We start from the raw sequence: 23,545 nt of genomic DNA, 5'->3' as shown, positions 1-23,545 counted from the left end.
TAAGTCACTGGCTTACATTCCCCGCAAGGTTAATTGTTACTGTTTATTCTTTTTCTTTCTTCCACGAAGTCCTACTCCAACACCTGTAATAAGTGCAAGTGCACCGATTCCAAGATAAAGAAGCGGATTTGCATTGTCGCCTGTCTGTGGAAGCTTAGGCTCTGTCGGTACATTGACAAGCTTAAGAGTTGCTACAACAACATCCGGTGCATTATCATCATATCGAAGTGTTACATCGTGAGCTGTTTCATCAAGGATATATCCGTCAGCTGCTTTAGTCTCAACAACTGTATAATGGATATCTTCTTTGAATGATCCATCCTCGTTGTAAGTACAGATAGGAAGCTCCTTGCTCTCTGCATGACCATTCTTGTCAGTAGTGAGTGTATCAAGCACCTTTCCATCCTTATCCCTTACTTCAAATACAACACCCTCGATCGGCTTTCCGGTTACTTTGTCAGTTTTCTCGATGACAATCTTACCGACTGCCTGCTCATCCTTCATGGATACCTTCTGGATTTCTGCAGTCTCCTTTACTTCAAAGGTTACATCACTTGCCACCTTATATCCATACGGTGCAGATTCCTCTCTGAGTGTGTACTTTCCGACAGGAAGTCTCTCAATCATATGCGTCTTTCCTGCTTCTGATGTCCAGCTTTCTACAAGCTTTCCATCAGCATCAATTACTGAAAGCTTTGCTCCAGGCAACTCTTTCTCTCCTGTGATATCAGTCTTTGAAATTTCTACCTTAATAGGTGCATTTTCAAATGCTGCCTCAAACTCGATAACCTTTACCTTATCTCCCTGATATGAAGCATCCACATCAAATGTCTTATCTGACTTCACATAGCCCTTTGGTGCCTCAAGTTCTTTGACATAATACTGTCCAAGCGGAAGGTCAGAGGTAAATGCAGCCTTTCCATCCTTGCCTGTTACTGTTCTCTCAATCTGTGTATCAGCTTTTACGATTACCTTGCCATCTTTGTTCACGATATCTTCTTTCGCAAATAAACCGAATACTGCTCCTTCAAGTGCTTCCTTAGTCTCTAAATCCGTCTTGGTTACAGTAATCTGCACTTTCTGACGCTCATTTGTCACATCCATTCCTGCAAATACAACCTTTGTATTCTGGTCGATATAGGAAAGGTCTGCCTCAATCGGTGTATCATCTAATACAAATCCATCAATGGTTTTTGTCTCAACAAGATAATACTTGCCAAGTGGAAGGTCATCAATTCTTGCGATACCCTTATCATTTGTCACGATGGTTGCCACCTTGTCTCCTGCCCTGTGATATACAGTGTCAAGTCCGTCAGCACTTACGATATCCTCTTTTGCATATACATCAAAAGTTACTCCTGCAAGGCTGTCCTTGAAGAAATTGAAGATAAAGTCATACCAGTAACCCTTCATAAGAGTAGTGTCTGTTACAAATTCGCCGTCCTTATTGATAACGATGGAACCTGTAGGAACTTCATCCTTCATCTCTACATGCTGCACTTTGCCAGTGTCCTCTACTGTAAACTTAATATCTGTTGCTTTAAGATATCCGTAAGGAGCAAATTCCTCACGAAGTGTATAAGTCTCGCCTACGACAAGTCTCTTGATCACATGTGCTTCCTTAGCATCAGATGTCCATGTGTCTACCACATTTCCATCCTTATCAAGTACAGTAAGTGTTGCACCTGTAAGCTCTGCACCGCTTGTGATATCTGTCTTTGTAAACTCAAAGGTTGTAGGTGTGTTTTTATACTCGCTGTTATATACAGCAGTCTTAACATCCTGTCCCTGATATTTTGTATCAAAGTTTACTGCTTCCTCATTTGTCACATATCCGGCAGGCTTTACAAGCTCTCTTGCAACATATTTTGCAAATGGATAATCCTTAACAAAAGCAATCTTTCCATTCTCATCAGATGTTGTCTTCTCAAGAAGTGTGCCTTTCTCGATAATTACCTTGCCATCTACATTCTTGATATCCTCGTCTGCATAAAGACCAAATACTGCACCTACAATCGGTGTATTATCTTCTGAATCAAGCTTAGTCACTGACATATCAAGCTTCTGTCTGTCATCTGAGAAAGTAAGGCTTTCCTTGATAACAGGTGTCTTATCATCCACATATGTGAATGTCACTTTCTGCTCATTCGGATTTAATACATATCCGTATGGAGCTTCCACTTCCACAACCCTGTACTGTCCAAGAGGAAGATTCTTAGCTGTTGCCTTTCCATCCTTGCCAGTTGTAAGAGTTGTCACAAGGTCTCCCTTGCTGTAATACTTAATGCGGTTTCCGTCTGCATCCTTCTGGTTGTCTGCTGTGTAAATATCCTCGGCAGCATAAACTTTGAATTTTGCTCCGGCAAGTGAGCCTTCCTTATAAACAAACTCTTTCTCATATGAGCTTGCCAGGAGTCCACCCTTAAATCCGTCAAGTACCTCTCCCTTCTTTTCTACAGTCAGCTCTCCGACTGCAGGGGCATCGGAATATTCCACAGTAATGATTGCATCATTTGTATCACCATCTGTCTCAAATGCTGTGTCAGTATCAACAGAGATGTTGACATACTTATCATTTACAACATATCCAAATGGTGCAGACACTTCCTCAATGCGGTAGTTACCGATTTTCAGTGCCTCCGGTAAGATTAAATCTCCGTCCTCATCAGTAAAGAATGAAGTATGCTCTACCTTTGACGGATAAGTTGTGTACTGCTTTACATATTCGTTCTTATCAAGGTTGAAAATCTTAAACTCTGCATTTGGTACAAGTACTGTCTGCTTTGTATCAGAATCCTTCTTGATTACACGAAGCTTTGCTGTAAACTCTCTGTCCAAGAAAACTCTCCATGTCTGAGGCTCTGTTGGATGATTCTCCTTTATCTTTACCTCAAATGGCTTGATTGTTTTCATATTATGCGGAGTCTTTGACTCAACTACCACATAGGTTCCATAAGGAATTGCAATAGAAACTGCATGTCCCTTGTCATCGGATGTGATTGTTGTTGCTCCGTTTTCCCCGATTACTACCGGAGCTGCCTTGTCAAAGTCATAACTTCCATCTGCCTTTACAGGTAAAGATGATTTCAAATAAGCTGTGAACTCTGCACCTGCCAATAAGCCTGCTTCAGTATCATCGCCATTGTCAGATACCTTGATAAGCTGGAATGGCTGCTTGATGACCTGCTCTGCTGAGGTTGTGCTTCTTGATACCTCTGCTACAAGGTCTCCCTCATAGTCGCATACTACATCGTGCTCCTCTTCGTCTAAGAGATACCCCTCTGATGGAGTGATTTCTTTCACATAATAGTTTCCAAGGTAAAGGTTATTGACCTCTGCTTCGCCATTCTTATCTGTTGTAAGTGTTGCTACAAGGTCTCCTGCTTTGAATACGACTCCTGTTGCTCCGTCCGGATGCACGATATCGTTTCTCGCATAAAGACCATAAACTGCACCTTCAAGGCTTGCATCTCCCTGGGCTGCTGCCTTGCCTGATTCCTTGTCTACCTTGTAGATATGAATCTTTGCTGTGGTTCTGTCATTTACAAATGTGTGACTGAATGATGCCTTTGCCTGTGTTTCAGGTAATACATTGAAATTGAAGCTGTAAACATCTTTACTGTTTCTGATATACGCATATGGTGCCTGTGTCTCTGAGACATAATATCCGTTAGAGATTGGCAGATCCACGCTATAGCTTGCCTTTCCGTCCTCACCTGTAGATACTGTCTCAAGAGCTGTACCCTTTGTCACAATAACCTGTCCGGCATAGTTTTTGATGTCATTTCCGGCATAAAGTGTGTACTTGCCACCATCAAGAGGATTCTCTGTGTCAGAGTCCTTCTTTACGACAGATACATCCGCTTTCTGTCTTGTATTCTCAATCGTAGTTGATTCATACTGTACTGTCACAGTCTGATCCTTATACTCAACTGCTACTGTCTGAGGTGTGGTATTGATTGTATACCCGTCAATGCTCTTAATCTCAGTTACCACATAAGTTCCAAGATGAAGGTCAGATAATACCACCTGTCCGTCAGTTCCTGTTGTAAGGCTTTCTGCCACAACATCGCCAGCACTATACACCTTTGTACCATCTGCCTTATAGATATCTGCTCCAGCAGTTACCTTAAAAGTTGCTCCAGAAAGCTTCTTTTTCTCATAAGTGAAATTGCTTCCATTCCATGAGCTAAGCACCTCACCCTCTTTATAGATTGTGATTGCTCCAAGCTGCTCTTTATCTGTTGCAGAGATTCCCGTTGTCTGTCCTGCTTTTACAGTAAGTGTATGAACTTTACCGGAAAGGACATATCCCTTTGGTGCGGTAATCTCTTTTACATAATAAGTGCCTGCAACAAGTGCAGCTGACTTTGCATATCCGTTTCCATCTGTTGTCATGGTCTGTACTCTGTTTGTGCATCCGCTGTCAGAATAGATTCCATAGACTGCACCGGAAAGCTTCACTCCGCTTGACTCGTCTGTCTTTGTAAGCTCACCATATCCGATGTTCTCTGTCTTGACCTTGATATAGGCTTTGATAGGATCTGCTGTCGGTCTTTCAGAAATAAACTCCTGATATCCGCTCTTTCCTGTAAGCCAGAATACACAGCTTGATGTTGTCTCAACCTTGCCAGCATTGGATGTGAATGTTCCTGTTGTAGCTGTAGTATTCACGCTCGTTGAAGAGATTGTAATACTGTTGCCATTCTTATCAACAGAATATCCGCTGATGCCAAAATCAAAATCCGATAAAACACCATTGCTGTCAGATAGTGTTGTTTCAAATCTCTGACTTCCCTCATTCCACTTTAATTCATAAGTTGGTGCCTCACTAATTCTGCGTGATGCAAAACTTGGAAGTGTTGCATTGTAGGAGCTGCTGATATTGTCCCTGAGTCTCTCATAATAGCTGTATGAAGAATCAGGACTTGGTGCTGTGTTACAGAGCTTTCTTGCTGCCGAATCACCACTTCCGGTTCCAAAGATATCTGCTACAATAACCCATACCATTGCCTGAGTTGCGATATACTCATCGCACTGACTGTTGCTTGGTGCCGCCTTTTGTGTACTGTTAAACCCATAATAAAGGCAGTAACTTAAAAGTTTTCTCTGCTGTGCTGACATTGATGTGCTCGCATCATCGTAGCTGTTCATAAGCTGACCGCCATCTGCTCTTAATCCGAAATTCATACAATATGCAGAATTTCCGTCAAGAATTGAATACAGAATCTTGCCATGATTATATCCGGGCTTCAGCTCACTTACTTCTCCGGAATTTTTGACTGACGCATTCCAGAACGCAATATTTGCCTGCGGACTGGCTGCAAATGCTGTTGTTCCATTCGTAAAGAGTGTTCCAACCAGTGTGAGCATAGCCATAAATCCTGCCATAAAACGCTTTAGTTTCTGTTTCATATGCTCTTTCCTCCTTAATTTACGCATAAAAAAAGAAATACATAAGTTTATGGCTTACATCTTTCTTCCTTCTGCTTCTATTCGTTTTTATTTATCTGTGACATCGAAACTCGTAATAGTCTGTGCCGCCTGTCGTGTAAACTCCATCATAACTGATGTAGAATACCGGATCTGTTTCCAAAAGTAACATACTTGCAATATATTCTGCAATTGCATCCTCAGATGATAACCGCTGTCCATCAATGGTACTTGCTTTGTTGAGGTCTGTCTCTACAAACACACTATAATAAGAGCCTTCCATACCATCGTAAGGATAATACTCATTGTACTCTTCCTGCGTGATACTACCGTCATTCAAATGATTCTGTAAATTCTGCTGTGTGGTAATCATCCCTCCTGCCTGACACTTTGCTGTTGCAAGTGACACAACATTCTGTGGACTGTATGCCACGGATGCAGGCTGTGGATTGCTCACATTGTCTTTCGGTCTGTCTGTAGTCTGACCACCATTACCTGCATTACTCTGATTTCCTCCAGCTTCCTTATTACCACTTGCAGGAGCTTTCTGTTCCGGCTCGTCATTCTGCTCCGGCTTTTCTTCCTGCTTTGAAGCAGTTTCATTATCAGCTGACCGGTTATCTTCCTTATCAGTCTTCTCTTCTGAATCTTTAGCCTCGGCAATATCTTTCTCTGTCTCTTCAATTTCAACTTCGGTTGCGACCTCTGTGACAGCTTCCGTTGCCATTTCTGCTTCTTCAGTTGGCTTTACACTTTCCGTCTGTTTCTCTGTCTTATTATCAGCCTTTTCCTTACCACCATTACAGGCAGCCATTGAAAAGACCAGTACTGCGGATAATAAGATAATCCTTATCTTCTTCATAGTAATCACCCATCCCTTCTCCGCAAGAGGGACGGGCTTTGTGTTCCGTGCCATCCACCCTTGCGGTGAACTATTTATCTGTAATGCACGGGACACATAGGACTGTCCCGTATTCTGTGCATCTTAAACTCCTTTCATTATACCAGCTCTCTTATTTTAAAGAAATACTGCATAAGTCTTCTGTTTTTCTTATAATTTAAGAATAAACCCTTTACCTGCATACGCTCACCTCCTCTCAGAATGTGCCCATTCTTACGAATGAAAGAAATATCCTTGCCACCATAGCGAATAGAAGAAGAATTATTCTGGCAAGTCCTAAGACCAGCTTCAACGCTCCAAGAATTATCCTTAATATCCACTTGAGTATCTCTAAAATTACTGTTCCTACGGCTCCCATAACTCTTCTCATAATAATCAGTCTCCTTTCGACATCCATCCCATTGCAAGTCCTGCAACATCTGCATCGTCCATAACATCTTCTGTAGGTTCTTGTGCTTCACTATTGGCTGCCTGCATTATTACCGGCTGACCAACATTCATTCCGGATATCACTCCGCCTAACAGCCTTATGACCTCTTTCCTAGCCTCATTGGTTGCTGCTTCAATGACTTCTTCCTTAATGTCATCAATATCTTCTGACCGGATATATTCAGCCCTCTCTTTTTCCTTCTTCTTGATAACAAAAGTTTCTTTTCCATAATTATCAATGTAGAACTGAATCGCATCTATAATGAACTGGTTCTTAGATTTGAAAATCTTCGGATCAAGGTTCTGAATCACATCATTGATTTTCACATGCTGAGGATTGCTCATGTTGAGGCGGACAGAAGTTTTTACTTCATATTCAAGTCTTCTTCCCATCATCTGCCTCCTTATGATAATCGCTTAGTGCTTTTAAGTCCCATTGTGGCAAGCTGCTCATATCCTCTTGCATTTGCCTTTACATCAAGGTTATAGGAAATGTTCTTAGCATCATGACTACCAAAATTCTTCATCACAACTGCCCCGCCACCGACAAATACAATCGGTGTAGTCTTTAAGTTATACCCAAACTCACGGATTGAGTTATATACCTTATCAACAAAATCCTCTATCTCTGCCTTGATAATGGCAAAGTATTCATCATCAATATCTGACCTGCCATACCGCATGATGTTCTGTATCTCTGACTCGTCTACCTCTCCGTTAAGTTGTCTTACACACTGTTCATTGATAGAACGCATACAGGTAATAAGACCTTTTGGTATCGTCACACACTTTGATTCATCCGGTGACTTGTTGATTACCGGCATAATGTCGATTGTCCAGCTACCGATATCTACTATCAGCGTTTTCTTTGCCATTGTAGGAATCTTGTCCACTACTGCTGCATAACACTGAGGGAATACTGCCACATCATCAATTTCAATATAATACGGCTCATTCTCATATTTGAAGCTTACACGCTTATTCTTTGTCAGGTACTTGATAAAATCATTCTTCTCTGCTCCAAACCTTGTAAGTGGTAGTCCTACGGCAAGGAATACCTTTGCCTCTGCAAGACCTCTTCTTTTAAGTTCCTTAGCAACTGCTGCAAGAGTGAGAAGATAAAAGCTGTCATCTTCGACCTTTGTATCCTTTACTTCCTGCCTCACAGTTCCAACCTTATAGAACTTTCCTTCATACTCAAGTACATCGCCGAAAAGTGCCGGAGTTGTTGTAATCTCCTTAACTCCTGTGACAAATACCTGAGAGATTGTTTTCATCATTGACCAACCATGATCAATGCCGATTACTTCTAACTTGTTATTCATATGTTTTGCACATCCTTTCTTCTTAAACAGCCACTTGAACATCTTAACCACCTACTTTCCTATCAGCTTTCGCATACAAGGAAAACAATAACCATTCCCTTGATAATATGGACATCCGACACATTCCGTCGGAAGTTTCTGTTCTTTTTTCTTAGATGGTTTACAACATGTTCCATTGGCACATCTGTTGTTATGTCCCCAGAAGAATCTACAATGCATACAATCTTTTAATTCTCTTTCAAGCTTTTCTTCTGGAGATACAAACCTGCGTTTCTTATGCTTATCTCTTTTTTCAACTGTTCCCACCAGAGCTCTCCTCCCTTCCAAGGAGTGATTGCTCTCTTATATTTTCCAATATCCTGTCCGACTCACCTGCTGTCCTTGCTAATGAATACAATACGATAAGAACAATAATTATAAATGCTATGCTAAATCCCATCATCACTTTATCCTCCTTCAAATTAGTTGCCATATAGACAAAATTTGAATTTGGAAGTGATATAGTCTACATGGCTATGCTTAATGCTAAGCATGTAGGTACACGCCAGTCTTCTAGACTCCTATATCGCCCCGTGTACAAAGAGGTGTTCTCACCTCCGGGAGTTACAGACGAGCCACAAAATGTGTTTCACGACGCCCTTCTGAATTATCAGAAGCACTATCTCCTCTTTTAGCCTTTTGAGGATAAGGACGAACTTCTCGCCCTCTGTGGTTAATTATCCTTACGCAACATGCCGATTCCTTTTACCAGATTTCCATCCAGCTTCTCGCCCTTCATCTTTCGATCCATCAGACTACTAATATGATAGCTGTGACTTTCATCTTCCAGGTACATGCCCCGTAATTTTACTACCTACAGAAATTCTGTAGTGCAAACTACTTTGCAAATCTGTAACTGATTATTCAATTGTTACGTCCAATCTCTCTTGGACAATTGATATTCTACAATGCACTTTAATTTTACGGAAGTGACACCACTGGTGTATTTTTACGAATTTTCACCAGTTTTTGGTGTATTTGTCATTTCCTTTAATTTGTTCCATGTATGCTTAGGCAGTTCTCTTGCCGGCTCTCTGAATCGTTCAAGATATTTTTCAAATAATTCCGTATTGATTAATGCTGAATTACCGACTTTATAGACTGCTCCTGCCTCTCTCGCAATTACTATGATTCTCGATTTACTTATCCCATAAATAATCGCTCCTTCCTCTGCATTGACAAATTTTTTCATAAAATCCTTTGTATCTGAATAGCACTTATATGAGTAACTCATTCATCAGTCTCCTTTCACATTTGGCAATGGATGTTTCATTTCTGTTGGCGGTTCTCTGAATTGCTCCATATATTCATCAAACACCTCCAGATTAATCAGAATAGTATTTCCTTTTGCTTCGCCTATCTTATATACAGCTCCAGCTGCTCTAGCCATTTCGATAAATCTATGATGTCCTATGCTGTAAGTCATTGAACCCTCTCCGTTTCTCACAAACTTCTTTTCCACAATTTTATTTGAACTAGGAACTCTTGCAGAATGTTTCATAAATTTCATCAACCTTTCCTTATGTACTAATATAATCTTTGCAAGCTGATATCTTGCTCCAGCAGCCAACGCTATATCCATTGCCTCATCTTGTGTTACATCTAATAAAGCCATTACCTCATCAATACGAATAAATCTTGGTTTTACAGTTTCTTTTCTATAGGCACAAACTGAACCACTCAATGTATTTACCATAACATCACCTACTTATAAAACTCAGAATCTGTAATATGAAAAGTTTCAAGATACTTATCCAATATTTCTGTATTAACAAGTACAAGCTGACCAATTTTATAACAAGCCTTGGCATCCTTAGCCACTTCTTGAAATTTTGTCATTCCCATACTGTACATTTTTGCACCATCTGAATATCTTACAAACTTTTTTGCATCCTCATATCTATCTTTCTTCTTTGATTCATTCATTGCTGTGCTCCTTTCACTTTGACTTCATAACAAATGACGTATTTTCTCCATAACGCAAAAAAGAGGACATCTTCTAAATTTCTTTAGAAAATGTCCTCTTAGTAGTTCATATTTGATTGAATCTTTTTCTTTTCAGATTGTGTATTCTTTCATACTGATGTAAATGACTATGTCAAAATGCGTCTTTTAATGCGTCCTTTGACGTACTCAAATGCCTCAACCCCGCATAAACACTAGGTTTATTTATCCAAGCTCTTCATCGTCGGGAACAGCAATACGTCACGGATTGCCGGTGAATCTGTCAGCAGCATAACCAGACGGTCGATTCCATATCCGATTCCACCGGTAGGCGGCATACCAATCTCCAATGCATTTAAGAAATCTTCATCGGTATGGTTTGCTTCCTCATCGCCAGCTTCGAATGCAGCATCCTGTGCAGCAAAACGCTCACGCTGGTCAATCGGGTCATTTAACTCGGAATATGCATTACACATTTCCCATGTATTGATAAATAATTCAAAACGTTCTACCTTGGTTGGGTCAGACGGTTTCTTCTTGGTAAGCGGAGAAATTGCTACCGGATGATCCATGATAAAGGTCGGCTGAATCAGTTCTTTCTCACAGAATTCTTCGAAAAAGAGGTTGATGATATCACCCTTGGTATGACGCTCTTCGAATTCAATGTGATGTTCTCTTGCCAGCGCCTTTGCAGCTTCATCATCTGCTACGGTATCAAAATCGATGCCGGCATATTTCTTGATGGCATCGTTCATGGTCAGACGCTCAAAAGGCTTTCCAAGGTCGATTTCAATGCCATTGTAAGTAATCTTTGTAGTGCCGCATACTTTTTCTGCAAGATAACGGAACATGCTCTCGGTAAGTTCCATCATGCCTTCATAATCAGTGTATGCCTGGTATAACTCCATCAATGTAAATTCCGGATTGTGGCGGGTATCAACACCTTCGTTACGGAATACACGTCCGATTTCGTATACACGCTCTAAACCGCCAACAATCAGTCTCTTTAAGTATAACTCAAGAGAAATACGAAGCTTTACATCTTCATTTAATGCATTGTAATGTGTCTCAAATGGTCTCGCTGCAGCTCCTCCGGCATTGGATACAAGCATCGGAGTCTCTACTTCCATGAAGTCACGTCCAGCTAAGAAATTACGGATTTCCTTGATAATCTGGGAACGTTTGATGAAAGTCTGCTTGGAATCCTGATTCATGATAAGGTCTACATAACGCTGACGGTATCTGGTATCGGTATCAGTAAGTCCGTGGAACTTCTCCGGTAAAATCTGTAAGCTCTTGGATAATAAAGTTACCTCAGATGCATGGATAGAGATTTCTCCTGTCTTGGTCTTAAATACCTTTCCTTTGATTCCTAAAATATCTCCGATATCATATTTCTTGAAATCTTTATAAGAATCTTCTCCGATTTCATCTCTTGCGACATATGCCTGAATGCTTCCCTTTAAATCCTGTACATTACAGAAAGAAGCTTTTCCCATCACACGCTTAAACATCATACGGCCTGCGATAGATACCTCTTTTCCCTCAAAAGCATCAAAGTCGTCTTTGATATCTGTGCTGTGGTTTGTTACATCATATTTGGTTATCTGGAACGGATCTTTTCCATTTTCCTGAAGTTCTTTTAACTTATCACGGCGCACCTTGATTAACTGGTTAATATCCTGTTCCTGTACGTTCTTCTGTTCCGCCATCTTTGTTCTCCTAATCTGTTAGTTTGATCTTTGGATTCCTAATACTTTATATTTTAAGTTACCCATCTGGGTCTCAACTTCTACTACGTCACCAACGCCGGCACCGATTAATGCTTTACCAACCGGAGACTCGTTGGAAATCTTTCCCTTTAAGCTGTTTGCCTCTGTAGAACCAACAATTTTATATTCCAGTTCCTCATCGAATTCCATATCAAGGATTTTTACCTGACATCCGATGTTAATCTTGTCTAAATCAACTTCTTCTTCTACTACGACTTCTGCATTCTTTAAGATTTTCTCGATCTGTTCGATTCTTGCTTCGATATCACGCTGCTCATCTTTTGCTGCATCATACTCAGCGTTCTCAGATAAGTCTCCCTGCTCTCTTGCTTCTTTAATCTTCTGTGCAACTTCTTTTCTTCTGACCACTTTCAGATTCTGTAACTCGTCTTCCAGTTTCTGTAAACCCTGATAGGTCAAAATGTTTTTCTTATCCATGCTTATTAGCCCTTCCTTTTATAGATTTTCTATTCTGCATAAAATTCTCGCTCTAATCGATCTGAAACCGCTTCACAGCCTATAAAACCGGTTCCCTTAACAATCATAATATTATACCCAATAGGTACCTCAATGTCAAGATTTGCCCGCTGATACCAGTTCCTTTTATAAACGGAAATATAGATACTTTTTTCCGATAGAAATTCTTCCCAGATTCTTCCGTCAGCTTCAAAATCCAGTATCAGTCTGCCCTCTTCCGGACCGGTTCCCTTTTGAATTGCATTTTCCTCTTTTCCAATCACTTCTACAATCAGTCCCAGTTCCTCATAGAGATACTCTATTTCCCCTTGGTGATGTTCTGACTGACCGGTGCAAAGCGTATATACATTAAGTCCCGGATAAAGCTGCCGGAGCATATACTGTTCTTCCTCCTGCTGAAGATATTCCCCCGCTTCCGCATCAATGACAAACAGCCGCATGTCCCGGTAGGAAATGTCTTTCTGCTCTAATACTGCTTCGATTATTTTCCGAAAAAATGCATTGCAGGGAAAATAAATTTCTTTTTCAATAAAGTTATTCTGTTCCTGACGGCTGTTCCTGTTTTCTGATTGCAGATTGCTTTTATTCCTGCGTAAAAGACTTTTTAATTTTTTCCACCATTTCATGCTTCATTATATGATGCAAAGGTTTCTAATAATTCCTCCAGCTGTTCGTAAGTCTCCACTTCATTGAGCAGGCTTCGAAGCCTGGATGCATGCTTGTAGCCGCCGGTGTACCAGGCTGCGTGCTTACGCATTTCCCGCATTCCGGTAAATTCGCCCTTAAAGGCAATCTGCATCTTTGCATGACGCAGCACCATATCCACCATTTCTTTGGCGGATGGCTTCGGCAGTTCTTCCCCCGTTTCTAAGAAATGGTTAATCTGTGCAAATATCCATGGATTTCCCTGTGCTCCCCTTGCTATCATCAGCCCGTCACAGCCGGTTTCCTGCTGCATCCGGTACGCATCCTGTGGGGTAAAAATGTCACCGTTTCCGATGACCGGAATCTTTACTGCTTCTTTCACTTTCCGGATAATCTCCCAGTCCGCTTTGCCGGAGTAATACTGTTCCCTGGTCCGTCCATGCACCGCAATGGCAGCTGCCCCGGACTCTTCCGCAATATGTGCCATCTCTACTGCATTGACATGGGCATCATCAAAGCCCTTTCTGATTTTTACCGTCAGAGGCTTCTTTATGGCTTTCGCTGTCTTTTCGATGATTTCACCTGCCAGAATCGGATTTTTCATCAGTGCAGAGCCGTCACCATTATTGACTACCTTTGGCACCGGACATCCCATATTGATGTCGAGAATATCAAACGGTCGATGTTCGATACGCTTTGCCATTTCGCTCATAATCTCCGGGTCCGAACCAAAAAGCTGCAGGGAAACCGGATGCTCCCGCTCATCAATGGCAAGCAGACTTTCGGTATTCTTATTATTATAATAAATACCCTTAGCACTGACCATTTCCATGCAGATAAGTCCTGCTCCCTGCTCTTTGCAAAGTACACGAAATGGCAGGTCTGTTACCCCTGCCATTGGTGCTAATATCAAATTATTATCAAGTGTTACATTTCCTATTGTCAGTTTCATCGTTTCTGTTTTGCGTAAATAAGACGCATTCCTTCTAATGTCAGTGTCGGATTGTAGTACTGAATATATTTTGTCTCATTTGCAATGATTTTACCCAGTCCGCCGGTTGCAACTACTTTTACATCCTTAAGTCCGGATTCTTTTATCATATTTTTTACGATATATTCTGTCTGTCCAATCTGTCCGAATATCAGTCCTGCCTGCATACTGCTGATAGTTTCTCTTGCAAGGATGGTAGACGGTTTCTTAATCTCGATTTCCGGAAGCTTCGCCGCATCTTCCCAGAGTGCCTTTGCAGAAATGCGGATTCCCGGTGAAGTTACTCCTGCGAAGAAATCTCCATTTCCATTGACGAAGTCATAGGTGGTTGCTGTACCATAGTCGATTACGACAACCGGTCCGCCATAAAGCTCATATGCACCTACAGCGTCTACGATTCTGTCTGCACCAATCTGTGCCGGATTCTCGGATGTGATACGGATTCCTGTCTTCACGCCCGGCTCCACCACCATTGGCTGAATCTCAAAATATTTAATCATTCCGCTGCAGAGGGAGTGCATCACATTTGGTACTACCGATGAAATGATGGCATCCTTGATTTCATTATGGGAAATCTCGTTATGCTCTAATAAATCAATGATTGTAATACCGTATTCATCAGAAGTTCTCTGCATTTTTGTTGTCATACGAAATGTTGTAACTAATTTTTCCTTATCAAACACTCCGATGGTAATGTTGGTATTTCCTACGTCAATTGCCAGTAACATATTAGTCCTCCTTATCTTCTGTGAATTCTTCTCCCAGGAAAAATACACGGTAATACATTTCAAGCGATTCAAAGAGCTCTGTCTTTTCCCGCTGCATCTGTTTGATTTTTAACACACTGCCGATTTCATCATAGAAGAAATCTCCATCCTCACATTCCGTCCGGAAATTAAGAGTTCCCTCTTTGTCAAATATAAGCTGCAGTGTTCCTCCGATATCCTCTGTATACAGTACACAAAGAATATTCAAATCCTCTTTGATTCCTTCCGGAAGTCCGTTAAACAACGGATTCAGATAGAATTTCTTGGTATAAGCGCTGGAACCGCATAAAACGATTTCTTCCTGCTCCATATATTCATACTCCTTTTTTTATTTATGCCTTTTTTATATCTGGTAAATATGGCTTTTCCTGTCTATCCTATAAACATCTATCTCTATGCATATCTATACATATCCATAAATGCCGCGGACAGATACTTCCCCGGAAGACACCAGTTTTCTTGCCTCCCAGGTATCCACGATTAATTCGCCCCGGTCGGTAATGCCCTGTGCCACTCCCTCAAATGGCTCTTTCGGGTCTAACACTCTTACCTTCTGTCCTTTATTGGCAAGGCTTGCATCGTATTCCTTCCGCAGATCCCGTAAATCCTGATATGCCATAAACCGGTCATAATAATGCTCGAATTCTTCCCAGACAGCTTCTATTAATCCTGCACGGTTTACCCGTTTTCCACTTTGTAACAGAAGTGAGGTGGCATTCTGCGCAATTTCTTCCGGGAAACTTTCATTATTCACATTGATGCCTATGCCAACCACAATATGGTTTACATAATCCATCTGTGCACTCATCTCCGTCAGGATTCCTACTACTTTCTTACCGTTGATGACAATATCATTTGGCCACTTTATCTTTGCTTCCATACCGGTGCAGCGGGTAATGCCCTTTGCCACCGCCATAGCTGCCACCAGTGTCAGCATGGATGCATTGGAAGGATTCAGCTCCGGTTTTAAAATCAGTGTCATAAAGATTCCGGTTCCCGGCAGGGAACTCCAGCCTCTTCCCCGTCTGCCTTTTCCGGCATCCTGCTGGTCTGCCACCACAAGGGTTCCATGCTCTGCACCCTCTTCTGCAAGACGGCTGGCTCTTACATTAGTAGAATCTGTTTCATCATAATAATAGATTTTCTTTCCAATCCAGTCTGTTTTACGGATGCTGCTCAATTCATTTTCGCTTAAGATATCCGGTGCGCCTACAATCTGGTAGCCCCGGTTCTGCACCGCTTCAATTTCATAGCCATCCTTTTTCAACTGATTGATTGCCTTCCACACTGCGGTTCTTGATACACCAAAGCGTTCACAAAGCTCCTGTCCGGAAACATAACCTTCCGCTTCCCGCAGTGCTGCAAGTATTTTTGCTTTCATAGGTTCTTATTCTCCTAAAGTTGCAAGCATAACTGCCTTAATCGTATGCATACGATTCTCTGCTTCATCAAATACGATGGATTTCCCACTTTCGAATACTTCATCGGTTACTTCCAGCTCGGAGTATCCGAATTTCTCATAGACATCCTGTCCAATCCTGGTCTTAAGGTCATGGAATGCCGGGAGACAATGCATAAACAATGCCTGCTCTCCTGCATTATCCATCAGCTTCTTATTTACCTGATATGGCATCAGGTCTGTAATACGCTCTTTCCATACCTCTTCCGGCTCACCCATGGATACCCACACATCAGTATAGACAATGTCTGCGCCCCTGGTTCCTTCCATGGCATCCTCTGTTAAGGTAATGGTTCCGCCTGTGCGGGATGCCACATCTTCACAATATGTAACCAGCTTTGGATCCGGGAAATATTTCTTATTGGTACAAGCTACAAAATGCATTCCCAGTTTTGCACAGGTTACCATCAGGGAATTTCCCATATTATAACGGGCATCTCCCATATATGCCAGCTTTACGCCCTTTAATCTGCCAAGATGCTCGCGGATGGTCAGCATATCTGCTAACATCTGGGTCGGATGAAATTCATTGGTCAGTCCGTTCCATACCGGTACGCCTGCATATTTTGCCAGTTCTTCTACGATATCCTGTCCATAGCCACGATATTCGATTCCGTCAAACATACGTCCCAAAACTCTTGCGGTATCCGGAATGCTCTCTTTCTTTCCAATCTGGGAGCCTGACGGGTCAAGGTAAGTTACGTGCATGCCAAGGTCATGGGCTGCCACTTCAAAAGAACAACGGGTTCTGGTACTGGTCTTTTCAAAAATCAGTGCAATATTTTTGCCAATCAGGCTGTCATGCAGAATACCCTGTTTCTTCTTTGCTTTCAGGTCTGCTGCCAGATCTATCATATAGAGGATTTCTTCTGGTTCAAAATCCATCAGTTTTAAGAAATTACGTCCTTTTAAATTCATTGCTTTTTCCTCTTTTCTTCTTACTCTTTGATACAAAACGGGCTGTCCTACATAGATGTGGCAGCCCGATTTCATTTTAGGTTTATGGTTTCCTTTTTAATTATTTATCTCCGGCAACCTCTGTAATTGATTTTACCAGTCCTGCAACGCCCTGTATCTCAGATGGAATGATAATCTTTGTTGCCTTTCCGTCCGCAGCCTTTGCAAAAGCTTCCAGGCTCTTAAGCTGCAATACAGCATCGTCCGGTGCTGCTTCTTTCAAGAAACGAAGTCCGTCTGCATTTGCCTGCTGAATCTTTAAGATTGCTTCTGCCTGACCTTCTGCTTCTTTTACGGTTGCTTCCTTCTGTGCCTCTGCACGTAAAATTGCGGCAGTCTTCTCTGCCTCTGCATCTAAGATTGCTGATTCTTTCTTACCTTCTGCTACAAGAATCGTAGATTTCTTCTCACCTTCTGCACGAAGAATTGCTTCACGTCTTTCACGCTCTGCCTTCATCTGTTTCTCCATGGCATCCTGGATTGCCTTTGGTGGGATGATATTCTTTAACTCTACACGGTTTACCTTGATTCCCCATGGGTCTGTTGCCACATCCAGGGAAGCTCTCATCTTGGTATTGATGGTCTCTCTTGAAGTAAGGGTCTCATCTAATTCCAGATCACCGATGATATTACGAAGTGTGGTTGCTGTCAGATTTTCGATTGCCATAATCGGATTTTCAACACCGTAAGCAAATAACTTCGGGTCTGTAATCTGGAAATATACAACGGTGTCAATCTGCATGGTTACATTATCTTTGGTAATTACCGGCTGTGGTGGAAAATCAACCACCTGCTCTTTTAAAAGAACTCTCTTTGCGATACGATCAATAAACGGTGCTTTAAAATGAAGACCTACGCCCCAGGTTGCAAGATATCCGCCCAGACGCTCTACAACAACTGCATTTGCCTGCGGTACAATCTTGATACAGGATACAATAATTACCAGTACTAGTATTACTAAAATGATAAGTGCTATTAATCCTTCCATTTTTACCCTCCAAAACTTATATTTTGAATAACTATTCACATATTACTATACTTTTTCCAAGATTACAACAGGGTGCCAAAAACTTCTTTTGACACCCTGACTTTATACTCTCTTATATTTTCTTACATTTTCCTAGAAAAATACATGGTTTCCGATGACTACTCCTGCCTGACCGGAACTTGCACGGCGGAAGCTTAATGCCCCACCGGTATTATCTACACCGGATAATGCTTCCTGTGCTGCCTGTAAACAGCTTCCGCTGACACCACTTGAAATAACAGATGCAACTTTTCCGTTTCCTGCCGGTGTAAACTGACCACTCTGATAAATTACATCATAAAGGCTGGATGGATATGCACCACTTCTCAGACGGTTCATAACAACTGCTCCCACTGCCAGCTGGCCTTCATAACACTCACTGCCTGCTTCGCACTGGATTAATGCAGCAAGAAGTGTTACTTCATCACAGTTTGCTGCTACAGATGCATTCTGTGTTACCATGGTTGTTGTTGTCTGTGCAGCTTTCTTTGCTGCCTCTTCTGCTGCCTTCTCTTCTAATGCAGCTCTTTCTTCTTCCATGGAAACTGCTGATGCTACATTTAAGGATACGGTTACATAATCTGCAGATACAAATGCAGTGGAATTCTTTAAGCTGACTGCGACCCATCCTTCCGGAGATTCTGTCTGTGTATCAACTACAAGCTTATCTCCTTCTGATGCTGCCTTGATAACAGATGCATCCGGATTTGCTTCACTGCGGACACGAAGACCACCGGTGGTTACGGTTGCTACGGTGTCACATACGGTCTGTGCATAAGCATATGCTTCCTGACCTGCCACACAATATTCGCTCTTTACATATCCGTCTACAGAACCGGATGTAATATGATACCAGCCATCTAATGTCTCTACGATATCAGCTGCTGCACCTTTATATAATTTTCCAATTACTTCAGACTCTCCATCTGCGGAGCTTCTTATATATAAGAAATCATCCACATCTGCCATAAGCTTACTGTTCCATGCCTGCTGCTCCTCACTAAGCTGAGGCTCTTCTTCCTGTGCTTCTGCAACAACCACTACATCTGCACGTTCAATGGATGCCTGCTCGGTTGCCGCGTCTCCCAATGATGCCAATTCTTCTATAATGCCGGCGGAGCCATCTGCCTGTACATCTGCCACAGCTTTTGTTTCCTGCTGCGGTTCTGGTACATTTTCTACTGGTGCTGTCTGCATAACTGCTGTGACTGCGGTTACAACGGTAAGCATCACTGCTATAATTGTGCTCTCAATCACTCTTTTTCTTAAATTCATTTTGACCTCCATAACATATATCCTGTTTTTCTTTTTTAAGGATTATTAACAAGTATATGTCATTTTATTCATTTTTATTACATTTATTACAAATTTGTTACATCACAGATTATAACAAAGTAATTTTTATTTGTCAAGTTTCTGTACTTTTTATCCAATTCATGATATAATTTCCTAATAATAATTACGCAAAATCACAAGAAAAGATTTCGTCTTTTTCGTAATGGTTATCAAGGAGGATGTATTTTTATGAAGGAACGTAAGCAAAAAGATTCTGCTTTGAAGCAGAATCCAGTAAAGGCTCCAAAGCCTGTGAAAGCGCAGAAAGTGCCGAAAGCACCAAAGGCGCCAAAAGTGCCTAAGGAGAAGAAGGAGAAGAAGGAGAAAAAGGCCGGACTTCACTCCATGCGTTTTAATGTTGTACAGTTAGTTCTGCTGAGTATTATCATCAGTGTTGCTTCTCTTCTGATTATGATTATACCGGTTGCGGATAATGCAATTTCCACTTTGGCAGAAAGCTATATGCGTGATGTCTGTGATACCTGCGGTTTAAATGTTGATGCTGCCCTGAACCGGAGCGGTAACGTTATTTTAAATCAGGCATATCTAGAAACTCTGATCGGTGATGTCTGCATCAATGATCTGGATTCCAGTTACGCCTATGTGGTTGGTTCAGATGGAACCATGATTTACCATCCGGATGAAAGTAAAATCGGACAACCTGTAGAAAATGCCGCAATTAAACAGGTGGTAGCTGATTTAGAAGCAGGTAAAGAACAGCAGAAGGGTCTGGTAATCTATGAATTCAGAGGTGCTGAAAAATATGCGGCTTACTATGTCACTTCCAATAAAGCAGCTATTTTGGTCATTACTGCTGACCGTGGAGATATTTTAAGTGCTAAGGATGCAATTTATGCCCGCGCCGGTGGTGCCGCAATTGTTATCTTTATTGTACTGGGAATCATTTCTTTCCTTATTGCAAGTAAAATGACCCGTCCGATTGTAGAGATTACCAATGTTATCAAACGTTTCTCTTCCCTGAACTTTGCAGAAAGCCCGACTACTATCCGCATCAGCAAACGTAAGGATGAAACCGGGCAGATGGCAAGAGCTATCGGAGATTTACGTGAGAAGTTAGTTACAATTGTTTCACAGATTAAGTCCCAGAGTGAACTGCTTTACAATGCATCTACTGAACTGGATACCAATGCATCCCACACAACATCAACCGTGGGAAATGTAGAAACCGCAGTAAATGAAATTGCTACCGGAGCAACCAATCAGGCTTCCGAAACCCAGAAAGCTACCGATGATATCGTTAATATGGGTAACATGATTGAACATACCAACAGTCAGGTTGAAAGTCTTACAAGCACTGCTAACCTGATGCGTGAATCCAGCGAGGAAGCTGCTGCCACCCTGAAAGAGCTGGACAACATCAACCAGCAGGCAATTGCTTCTATTGATGTTATTTATGAACAGACCAATATAACTAATATCTCTGCCCTGAAAATTAAAGAAGCTACAACTTTGATTTCTTCCATCGCAGAAGAAACAAACCTGCTTTCCTTAAATGCTTCTATCGAAGCAGCCCGTGCTGGTGAGGCAGGACGTGGATTTGCCGTTGTTGCATCGCAGATTCAGAAACTGGCTGACCAGTCCAATGAATCTGCAAACCAGATTGACCAGATTATCCATGCTTTGATTGAAGATTCTGAAAAAGCAGTTAAGACCATGGATGAGGTTAAAACTATTATGAACCTGCAGAGCGAAAACGTACATAAGACCGGTCAGGTATTCGAACAGGTTCGTGATGGAATCAGTTCTTCTATCAGTGGCGTAGGCGAGATTGCTACCAAAACAACACAGCTTGATAAAGCCCGTGGAGATGTTGTGGATGTCGTACAGAATCTTACCGCAATTGCCCAGCAGAATGCAGCAAGTACCGAAGAAACTTCCGCTTCCGTTATGGAAGTCAGCAATGTTATGCAGGAAATCATGGAAAATGCAAATCGTCTGAAAGAGATTGCTTCCATCCTGGAAGAAAATATGAATTCATTTACTTTATAATATGCATAACAAAGAATGTGCCTTGGCACATTCTCGCGCCTGCGGCGGTCGCTTGCGACATCTACCTTATACGCCGCAGTGCGCATCCTCGCGGAGCGTTTTTTACTTTACAGGAAAGCAATTTCCTGTAAAGCATAGAAAGAACTCCACCCGGCTGGATATTCCAATCGGATGGAGTTCTTTTTTTGCTGTAATGCAAGGACTGATTCAAATTTAAATGATTCCATCTTACCCTGCTTCAGCAGTTTTTATAAACGTTTCATTAATGCTTCTCTTGCTTCTTCATAACCTGGTTTTCCAAGTAATGCGAACATGTTCTTCTTGTAGCTTTCTACACCTGGCTGGTTAAATGGATTTACTCCAAGCAGGTATCCGCTGACACCACATGCAAACTCGAAGAAGTAGAATAATTCTCCTAAATAGAATTCGTTCTGCTCTGGAATCTTTACCATAAAGTTTGGAACCTGACCATCGGTATGTGCAAGAATGGTTCCGTTCATTGCACTCTTATTTACAAAGTCCATATCTTTTCCAGCAAGATAATTTAATCCGTCTAAGTCAACCGGTTCTTCCTGAATTGTGATATTGTGCTTTGGAGTCTCAACGTTCATAACAGTCTCAAACATAATTCTGGAACCATCCTGAATGAACTGTCCCATAGAATGTAAGTCTGTTGTTAAATCTACAGATGCCGGGAAGATACCCTTCTGGTCTTTTCCTTCACTCTCTCCGAATAACTGTTTCCACCATTCAGATACATAATGAAGACTTGGCTCATAGTTGCAAAGAATTTCTACTGCTTTGCCTTTTCTTAATAAAATGTTACGAACTGCTGCATACTGTAATGCATCGTTCTCTGTGAAATCCTGCTCTAAAGCAAGTTTTCTTCCTTCTGCAGCTCCATCCATTAATTTCTGGATATCTGCACCACTTACTGCGATTGGAAGAAGTCCTACAGCGGTAAGTACAGAGAAGCGGCCTCCGACATCATCCGGTACTACAAATGTCTCATATCCTTCTTCATCTGCAAGATGTTTTAATGCTCCCTTTGCTTTATCTGTGGTTGCATAAATTCTCTTTGCAGCTTCTTCTTTACCATATTTCTTCTCTAACTTCTCTTTGAAGATACGGAACGCGATTGCAGGCTCAGTTGTTGTTCCTGATTTAGAAATAATATTTACGGAGAAATCACGGTCTCCTACTACATCAAGCAGTCCCTGTAAGTAGCTTCCGCTGATGCTGTTTCCTGCATAATAAATCTCAGGAGTCTTACGAACTTCCTTAGAAACATTATTATAAAATCCATGTCTTAAGAATTCGATTGCGGCTCTTGCACCAAGGTAAGAACCACCGATTCCGATTACTACTAACACTTCAGAATCAGACTGAATCTTAGCTGCTGCTTTCTGAATTCTTGCGAACTCTTCCTTATCATAATCTACCGGAAGATCCAGCCAGCCCAAGAAATCATTTCCGGCTCCGGTTTTATCCAATAACTCTTTTTTTGCATTGTCTACAAGTTTGCTCATATAGCCAACTTCTTCTTCACTGATGAAGGAAGCTGCCTTTGAGTAATCAAATGTTACTTTACTCATTTCAAATTCACTCCTTTGTTTTTTCTATACACAATTCCCTAATTATGAATAAAATTTCATTAGAGTTTATTTTATCAAACCTATATGCATTTATCAAGGAAAAATTTCCTTCAAAACAGCATTAAATACCGCTTCTTCCTGCTGTTTTCTCTTCTTTTCAATAGAATCCCGCATCTGTTCTTCCTGTCTCGATACCAATGGTTCTTCTTTTCCACTGTCTTCTGTTAATATGACATTCAGATAATCTTCTACTTTTCCCTGTATCATTTGCAATCTGCGTCCTGTCCGGTTCACTTTAACCAGAACCTGCAGGATTATTATCATTTGTAAGAGCATTCCTGCCAGAATTATGTAATTTGCATATTCATACACAAAATTCATGAAAGCTCCCATTCTTATAACCTCTTTTCCTTTTTCTTTCTATTATAAAAAGGAACAT

The 23,545-nt window shown here is 41.4% G+C and carries 23 protein-coding genes and 1 pseudogene; 1 reads left to right on the top strand and 23 read right to left on the bottom strand.

Annotated elements, in window-relative coordinates; all coding sequences use genetic code 11:
• Nucleotides 1-36 precede the first annotated feature (36 nt).
• The 21 genes and pseudogenes from DXB43_RS08210 to DXB43_RS08115 all read right to left on the bottom strand — a co-directional run bounded on the left by DXB43_RS08210 (nt 37) and on the right by DXB43_RS08115 (nt 19,441).
• A complete protein-coding gene (locus tag DXB43_RS08210; protein ID WP_173829632.1) occupies nt 37-5,415 on the bottom strand; it encodes a SpaA isopeptide-forming pilin-related protein in 5,379 nt (1,792 codons plus the stop codon).
• Nucleotides 5,416-5,506: 91 nt separating this feature from the next.
• Nucleotides 5,507-6,349 (bottom strand): hypothetical protein, encoded by an 843-nt coding sequence (locus DXB43_RS08205; RefSeq protein ID WP_117582543.1) that lies wholly within the window; start codon nt 6,347-6,349, stop codon nt 5,507-5,509.
• Between the two features lie 181 nt (nt 6,350-6,530).
• Nucleotides 6,531-6,704 carry a hypothetical protein gene (locus DXB43_RS08200; protein ID WP_015516967.1) on the bottom strand — a complete coding sequence of 58 codons (174 nt, stop codon included), beginning with the start codon at nt 6,702-6,704 and terminating at the stop codon, nt 6,531-6,533.
• 5 nt (nt 6,705-6,709) lie between these two features.
• Nucleotides 6,710-7,156: a hypothetical protein gene (locus DXB43_RS08195; RefSeq protein WP_005340579.1), complete on the bottom strand. Its 447-nt coding sequence runs from the start codon at nt 7,154-7,156 to the stop codon at nt 6,710-6,712.
• 11 nt (nt 7,157-7,167) lie between these two features.
• Entirely contained in the window at nt 7,168-8,088 is a 921-nt protein-coding gene (locus DXB43_RS08190) for a ParM/StbA family protein (RefSeq protein WP_044912152.1), read from the bottom strand.
• A 51-nt stretch (nt 8,089-8,139) separates the two neighbouring features.
• Entirely contained in the window at nt 8,140-8,394 is a 255-nt protein-coding gene (locus DXB43_RS08185) for a hypothetical protein (RefSeq protein WP_004611518.1), read from the bottom strand.
• Entirely contained in the window at nt 8,381-8,530 is a 150-nt protein-coding gene (locus DXB43_RS08180) for a hypothetical protein (RefSeq protein WP_015567903.1), read from the bottom strand. Before DXB43_RS08180 ends, DXB43_RS08185 begins: the two co-directional genes overlap by 14 nt.
• A gap of 270 nt (nt 8,531-8,800) precedes the next feature.
• Nucleotides 8,801-8,923, bottom strand: coding sequence for a hypothetical protein (locus DXB43_RS15640; protein ID WP_004611516.1), 123 nt, complete (start codon nt 8,921-8,923; stop codon nt 8,801-8,803).
• Nucleotides 8,924-9,076: 153 nt separating this feature from the next.
• Nucleotides 9,077-9,361 (bottom strand): DUF6462 family protein, encoded by a 285-nt coding sequence (locus tag DXB43_RS08175; RefSeq protein ID WP_005340582.1) that lies wholly within the window; start codon nt 9,359-9,361, stop codon nt 9,077-9,079.
• 3 nt (nt 9,362-9,364) lie between these two features.
• The gene (locus DXB43_RS08170) at nt 9,365-9,823 is read right to left on the bottom strand and encodes a DUF6462 family protein (protein ID WP_117947318.1); all 459 of its coding nucleotides are present in this window, start codon (nt 9,821-9,823) and stop codon (nt 9,365-9,367) included.
• A gap of 8 nt (nt 9,824-9,831) precedes the next feature.
• On the bottom strand, nt 9,832-10,053 hold the full coding sequence (locus tag DXB43_RS08165; RefSeq protein ID WP_005340583.1) for a DUF6462 family protein: 222 nt from the start codon (nt 10,051-10,053) through the stop codon (nt 9,832-9,834).
• Nucleotides 10,054-10,298: 245 nt separating this feature from the next.
• Nucleotides 10,299-11,783 (bottom strand): annotated as a pseudogene (gene lysS, locus DXB43_RS08160) (lysine--tRNA ligase); the annotation flags it as partial.
• Nucleotides 11,784-11,801: 18 nt separating this feature from the next.
• Nucleotides 11,802-12,281, bottom strand: a complete 480-nt coding sequence (greA, locus tag DXB43_RS08155) for a transcription elongation factor GreA (protein ID WP_117841898.1) — start codon at nt 12,279-12,281, stop codon at nt 11,802-11,804.
• A gap of 29 nt (nt 12,282-12,310) precedes the next feature.
• Complete coding sequence (locus tag DXB43_RS08150; protein ID WP_117947316.1) at nt 12,311-12,946, bottom strand: hypothetical protein; 636 nt, start codon at nt 12,944-12,946, stop codon at nt 12,311-12,313.
• Nucleotides 12,943-13,917, bottom strand: coding sequence for a tRNA dihydrouridine synthase DusB (gene dusB, locus DXB43_RS08145; protein WP_117947315.1), 975 nt, complete (start codon nt 13,915-13,917; stop codon nt 12,943-12,945). The genes DXB43_RS08150 and dusB overlap by 4 nt, the downstream gene beginning before the upstream one ends.
• Nucleotides 13,914-14,684: a type III pantothenate kinase gene (locus tag DXB43_RS08140; protein WP_117947314.1), complete on the bottom strand. Its 771-nt coding sequence runs from the start codon at nt 14,682-14,684 to the stop codon at nt 13,914-13,916. Before DXB43_RS08140 ends, dusB begins: the two co-directional genes overlap by 4 nt.
• 1 nt (nt 14,685) lies before the next feature.
• Nucleotides 14,686-15,033, bottom strand: a complete 348-nt coding sequence (locus DXB43_RS08135) for a DUF6145 family protein (RefSeq protein ID WP_117947313.1) — start codon at nt 15,031-15,033, stop codon at nt 14,686-14,688.
• 93 nt (nt 15,034-15,126) lie between these two features.
• Nucleotides 15,127-16,104 (bottom strand): biotin--[acetyl-CoA-carboxylase] ligase, encoded by a 978-nt coding sequence (locus DXB43_RS08130; protein ID WP_117947312.1) that lies wholly within the window; start codon nt 16,102-16,104, stop codon nt 15,127-15,129.
• A gap of 6 nt (nt 16,105-16,110) precedes the next feature.
• Nucleotides 16,111-17,100, bottom strand: coding sequence for an ornithine carbamoyltransferase (gene argF / locus DXB43_RS08125; protein ID WP_117947333.1), 990 nt, complete (start codon nt 17,098-17,100; stop codon nt 16,111-16,113).
• 100 nt (nt 17,101-17,200) lie between these two features.
• Entirely contained in the window at nt 17,201-18,127 is a 927-nt protein-coding gene (locus DXB43_RS08120) for an SPFH domain-containing protein (protein ID WP_022242887.1), read from the bottom strand.
• A gap of 132 nt (nt 18,128-18,259) precedes the next feature.
• Nucleotides 18,260-19,441 carry a cell wall hydrolase gene (locus DXB43_RS08115; protein ID WP_117841893.1) on the bottom strand — a complete coding sequence of 394 codons (1,182 nt, stop codon included), beginning with the start codon at nt 19,439-19,441 and terminating at the stop codon, nt 18,260-18,262.
• Nucleotides 19,442-19,690: 249 nt separating this feature from the next.
• Here DXB43_RS08115 and DXB43_RS08110 point away from each other — a divergent pair, with 249 nt between their 5' ends.
• Nucleotides 19,691-21,511 (top strand): methyl-accepting chemotaxis protein, encoded by a 1,821-nt coding sequence (locus DXB43_RS08110; protein ID WP_117947311.1) that lies wholly within the window; start codon nt 19,691-19,693, stop codon nt 21,509-21,511.
• Between the two features lie 248 nt (nt 21,512-21,759).
• Here the strand turns inward: DXB43_RS08110 and DXB43_RS08105 are convergent, their stop codons facing one another.
• Nucleotides 21,760-23,106 carry a glucose-6-phosphate isomerase gene (locus DXB43_RS08105; protein WP_117947310.1) on the bottom strand — a complete coding sequence of 449 codons (1,347 nt, stop codon included), beginning with the start codon at nt 23,104-23,106 and terminating at the stop codon, nt 21,760-21,762.
• A 93-nt stretch (nt 23,107-23,199) separates the two neighbouring features.
• Nucleotides 23,200-23,499 (bottom strand): hypothetical protein, encoded by a 300-nt coding sequence (locus DXB43_RS08100; protein WP_117947309.1) that lies wholly within the window; start codon nt 23,497-23,499, stop codon nt 23,200-23,202.
• Between the last annotated feature and the right edge of the window lie 46 nt (nt 23,500-23,545).

Source organism: Roseburia sp. OM04-10BH (assembly GCF_003462605.1).
Classification (GTDB): domain Bacteria; phylum Bacillota; class Clostridia; order Lachnospirales; family Lachnospiraceae; genus Roseburia_C; species Roseburia_C amylophila.
This window is presented reverse-complemented; position numbering and strand designations above follow the sequence as displayed.

Coding starts and splice junctions, on each gene's coding strand:
- DXB43_RS08180 (WP_015567903.1), bottom strand. CDS start 8,530: ATGATGGGATTTAGCATAGCATTTATAATTATTGTTCTTATCGTATTG.
- DXB43_RS08165 (WP_005340583.1), bottom strand. CDS start 10,053: ATGAATGAATCAAAGAAGAAAGATAGATATGAGGATGCAAAAAAGTTT.
- DXB43_RS08200 (WP_015516967.1), bottom strand. CDS start 6,704: ATGAGAAGAGTTATGGGAGCCGTAGGAACAGTAATTTTAGAGATACTC.
- DXB43_RS08130 (WP_117947312.1), bottom strand. CDS start 16,104: ATGAAAGCAAAAATACTTGCAGCACTGCGGGAAGCGGAAGGTTATGTT.
- DXB43_RS08115 (WP_117841893.1), bottom strand. CDS start 19,441: ATGAATTTAAGAAAAAGAGTGATTGAGAGCACAATTATAGCAGTGATG.
- DXB43_RS08110 (WP_117947311.1), top strand. CDS start 19,691: ATGAAGGAACGTAAGCAAAAAGATTCTGCTTTGAAGCAGAATCCAGTA.
- argF (WP_117947333.1), bottom strand. CDS start 17,100: ATGAATTTAAAAGGACGTAATTTCTTAAAACTGATGGATTTTGAACCA.
- DXB43_RS08175 (WP_005340582.1), bottom strand. CDS start 9,361: ATGAGTTACTCATATAAGTGCTATTCAGATACAAAGGATTTTATGAAA.
- greA (WP_117841898.1), bottom strand. CDS start 12,281: ATGGATAAGAAAAACATTTTGACCTATCAGGGTTTACAGAAACTGGAA.
- DXB43_RS08170 (WP_117947318.1), bottom strand. CDS start 9,823: ATGGTAAATACATTGAGTGGTTCAGTTTGTGCCTATAGAAAAGAAACT.
- DXB43_RS08150 (WP_117947316.1), bottom strand. CDS start 12,946: ATGAAATGGTGGAAAAAATTAAAAAGTCTTTTACGCAGGAATAAAAGC.
- DXB43_RS15640 (WP_004611516.1), bottom strand. CDS start 8,923: ATGTACCTGGAAGATGAAAGTCACAGCTATCATATTAGTAGTCTGATG.
- DXB43_RS08195 (WP_005340579.1), bottom strand. CDS start 7,156: ATGGGAAGAAGACTTGAATATGAAGTAAAAACTTCTGTCCGCCTCAAC.
- dusB (WP_117947315.1), bottom strand. CDS start 13,917: ATGAAACTGACAATAGGAAATGTAACACTTGATAATAATTTGATATTA.
- DXB43_RS08190 (WP_044912152.1), bottom strand. CDS start 8,088: ATGAATAACAAGTTAGAAGTAATCGGCATTGATCATGGTTGGTCAATG.
- DXB43_RS08100 (WP_117947309.1), bottom strand. CDS start 23,499: ATGGGAGCTTTCATGAATTTTGTGTATGAATATGCAAATTACATAATT.
- DXB43_RS08140 (WP_117947314.1), bottom strand. CDS start 14,684: ATGTTACTGGCAATTGACGTAGGAAATACCAACATTACCATCGGAGTG.
- DXB43_RS08135 (WP_117947313.1), bottom strand. CDS start 15,033: ATGGAGCAGGAAGAAATCGTTTTATGCGGTTCCAGCGCTTATACCAAG.
- DXB43_RS08210 (WP_173829632.1), bottom strand. CDS start 5,415: ATGAAACAGAAACTAAAGCGTTTTATGGCAGGATTTATGGCTATGCTC.
- DXB43_RS08205 (WP_117582543.1), bottom strand. CDS start 6,349: ATGGCACGGAACACAAAGCCCGTCCCTCTTGCGGAGAAGGGATGGGTG.
- DXB43_RS08105 (WP_117947310.1), bottom strand. CDS start 23,106: ATGAGTAAAGTAACATTTGATTACTCAAAGGCAGCTTCCTTCATCAGT.
- DXB43_RS08120 (WP_022242887.1), bottom strand. CDS start 18,127: ATGGAAGGATTAATAGCACTTATCATTTTAGTAATACTAGTACTGGTA.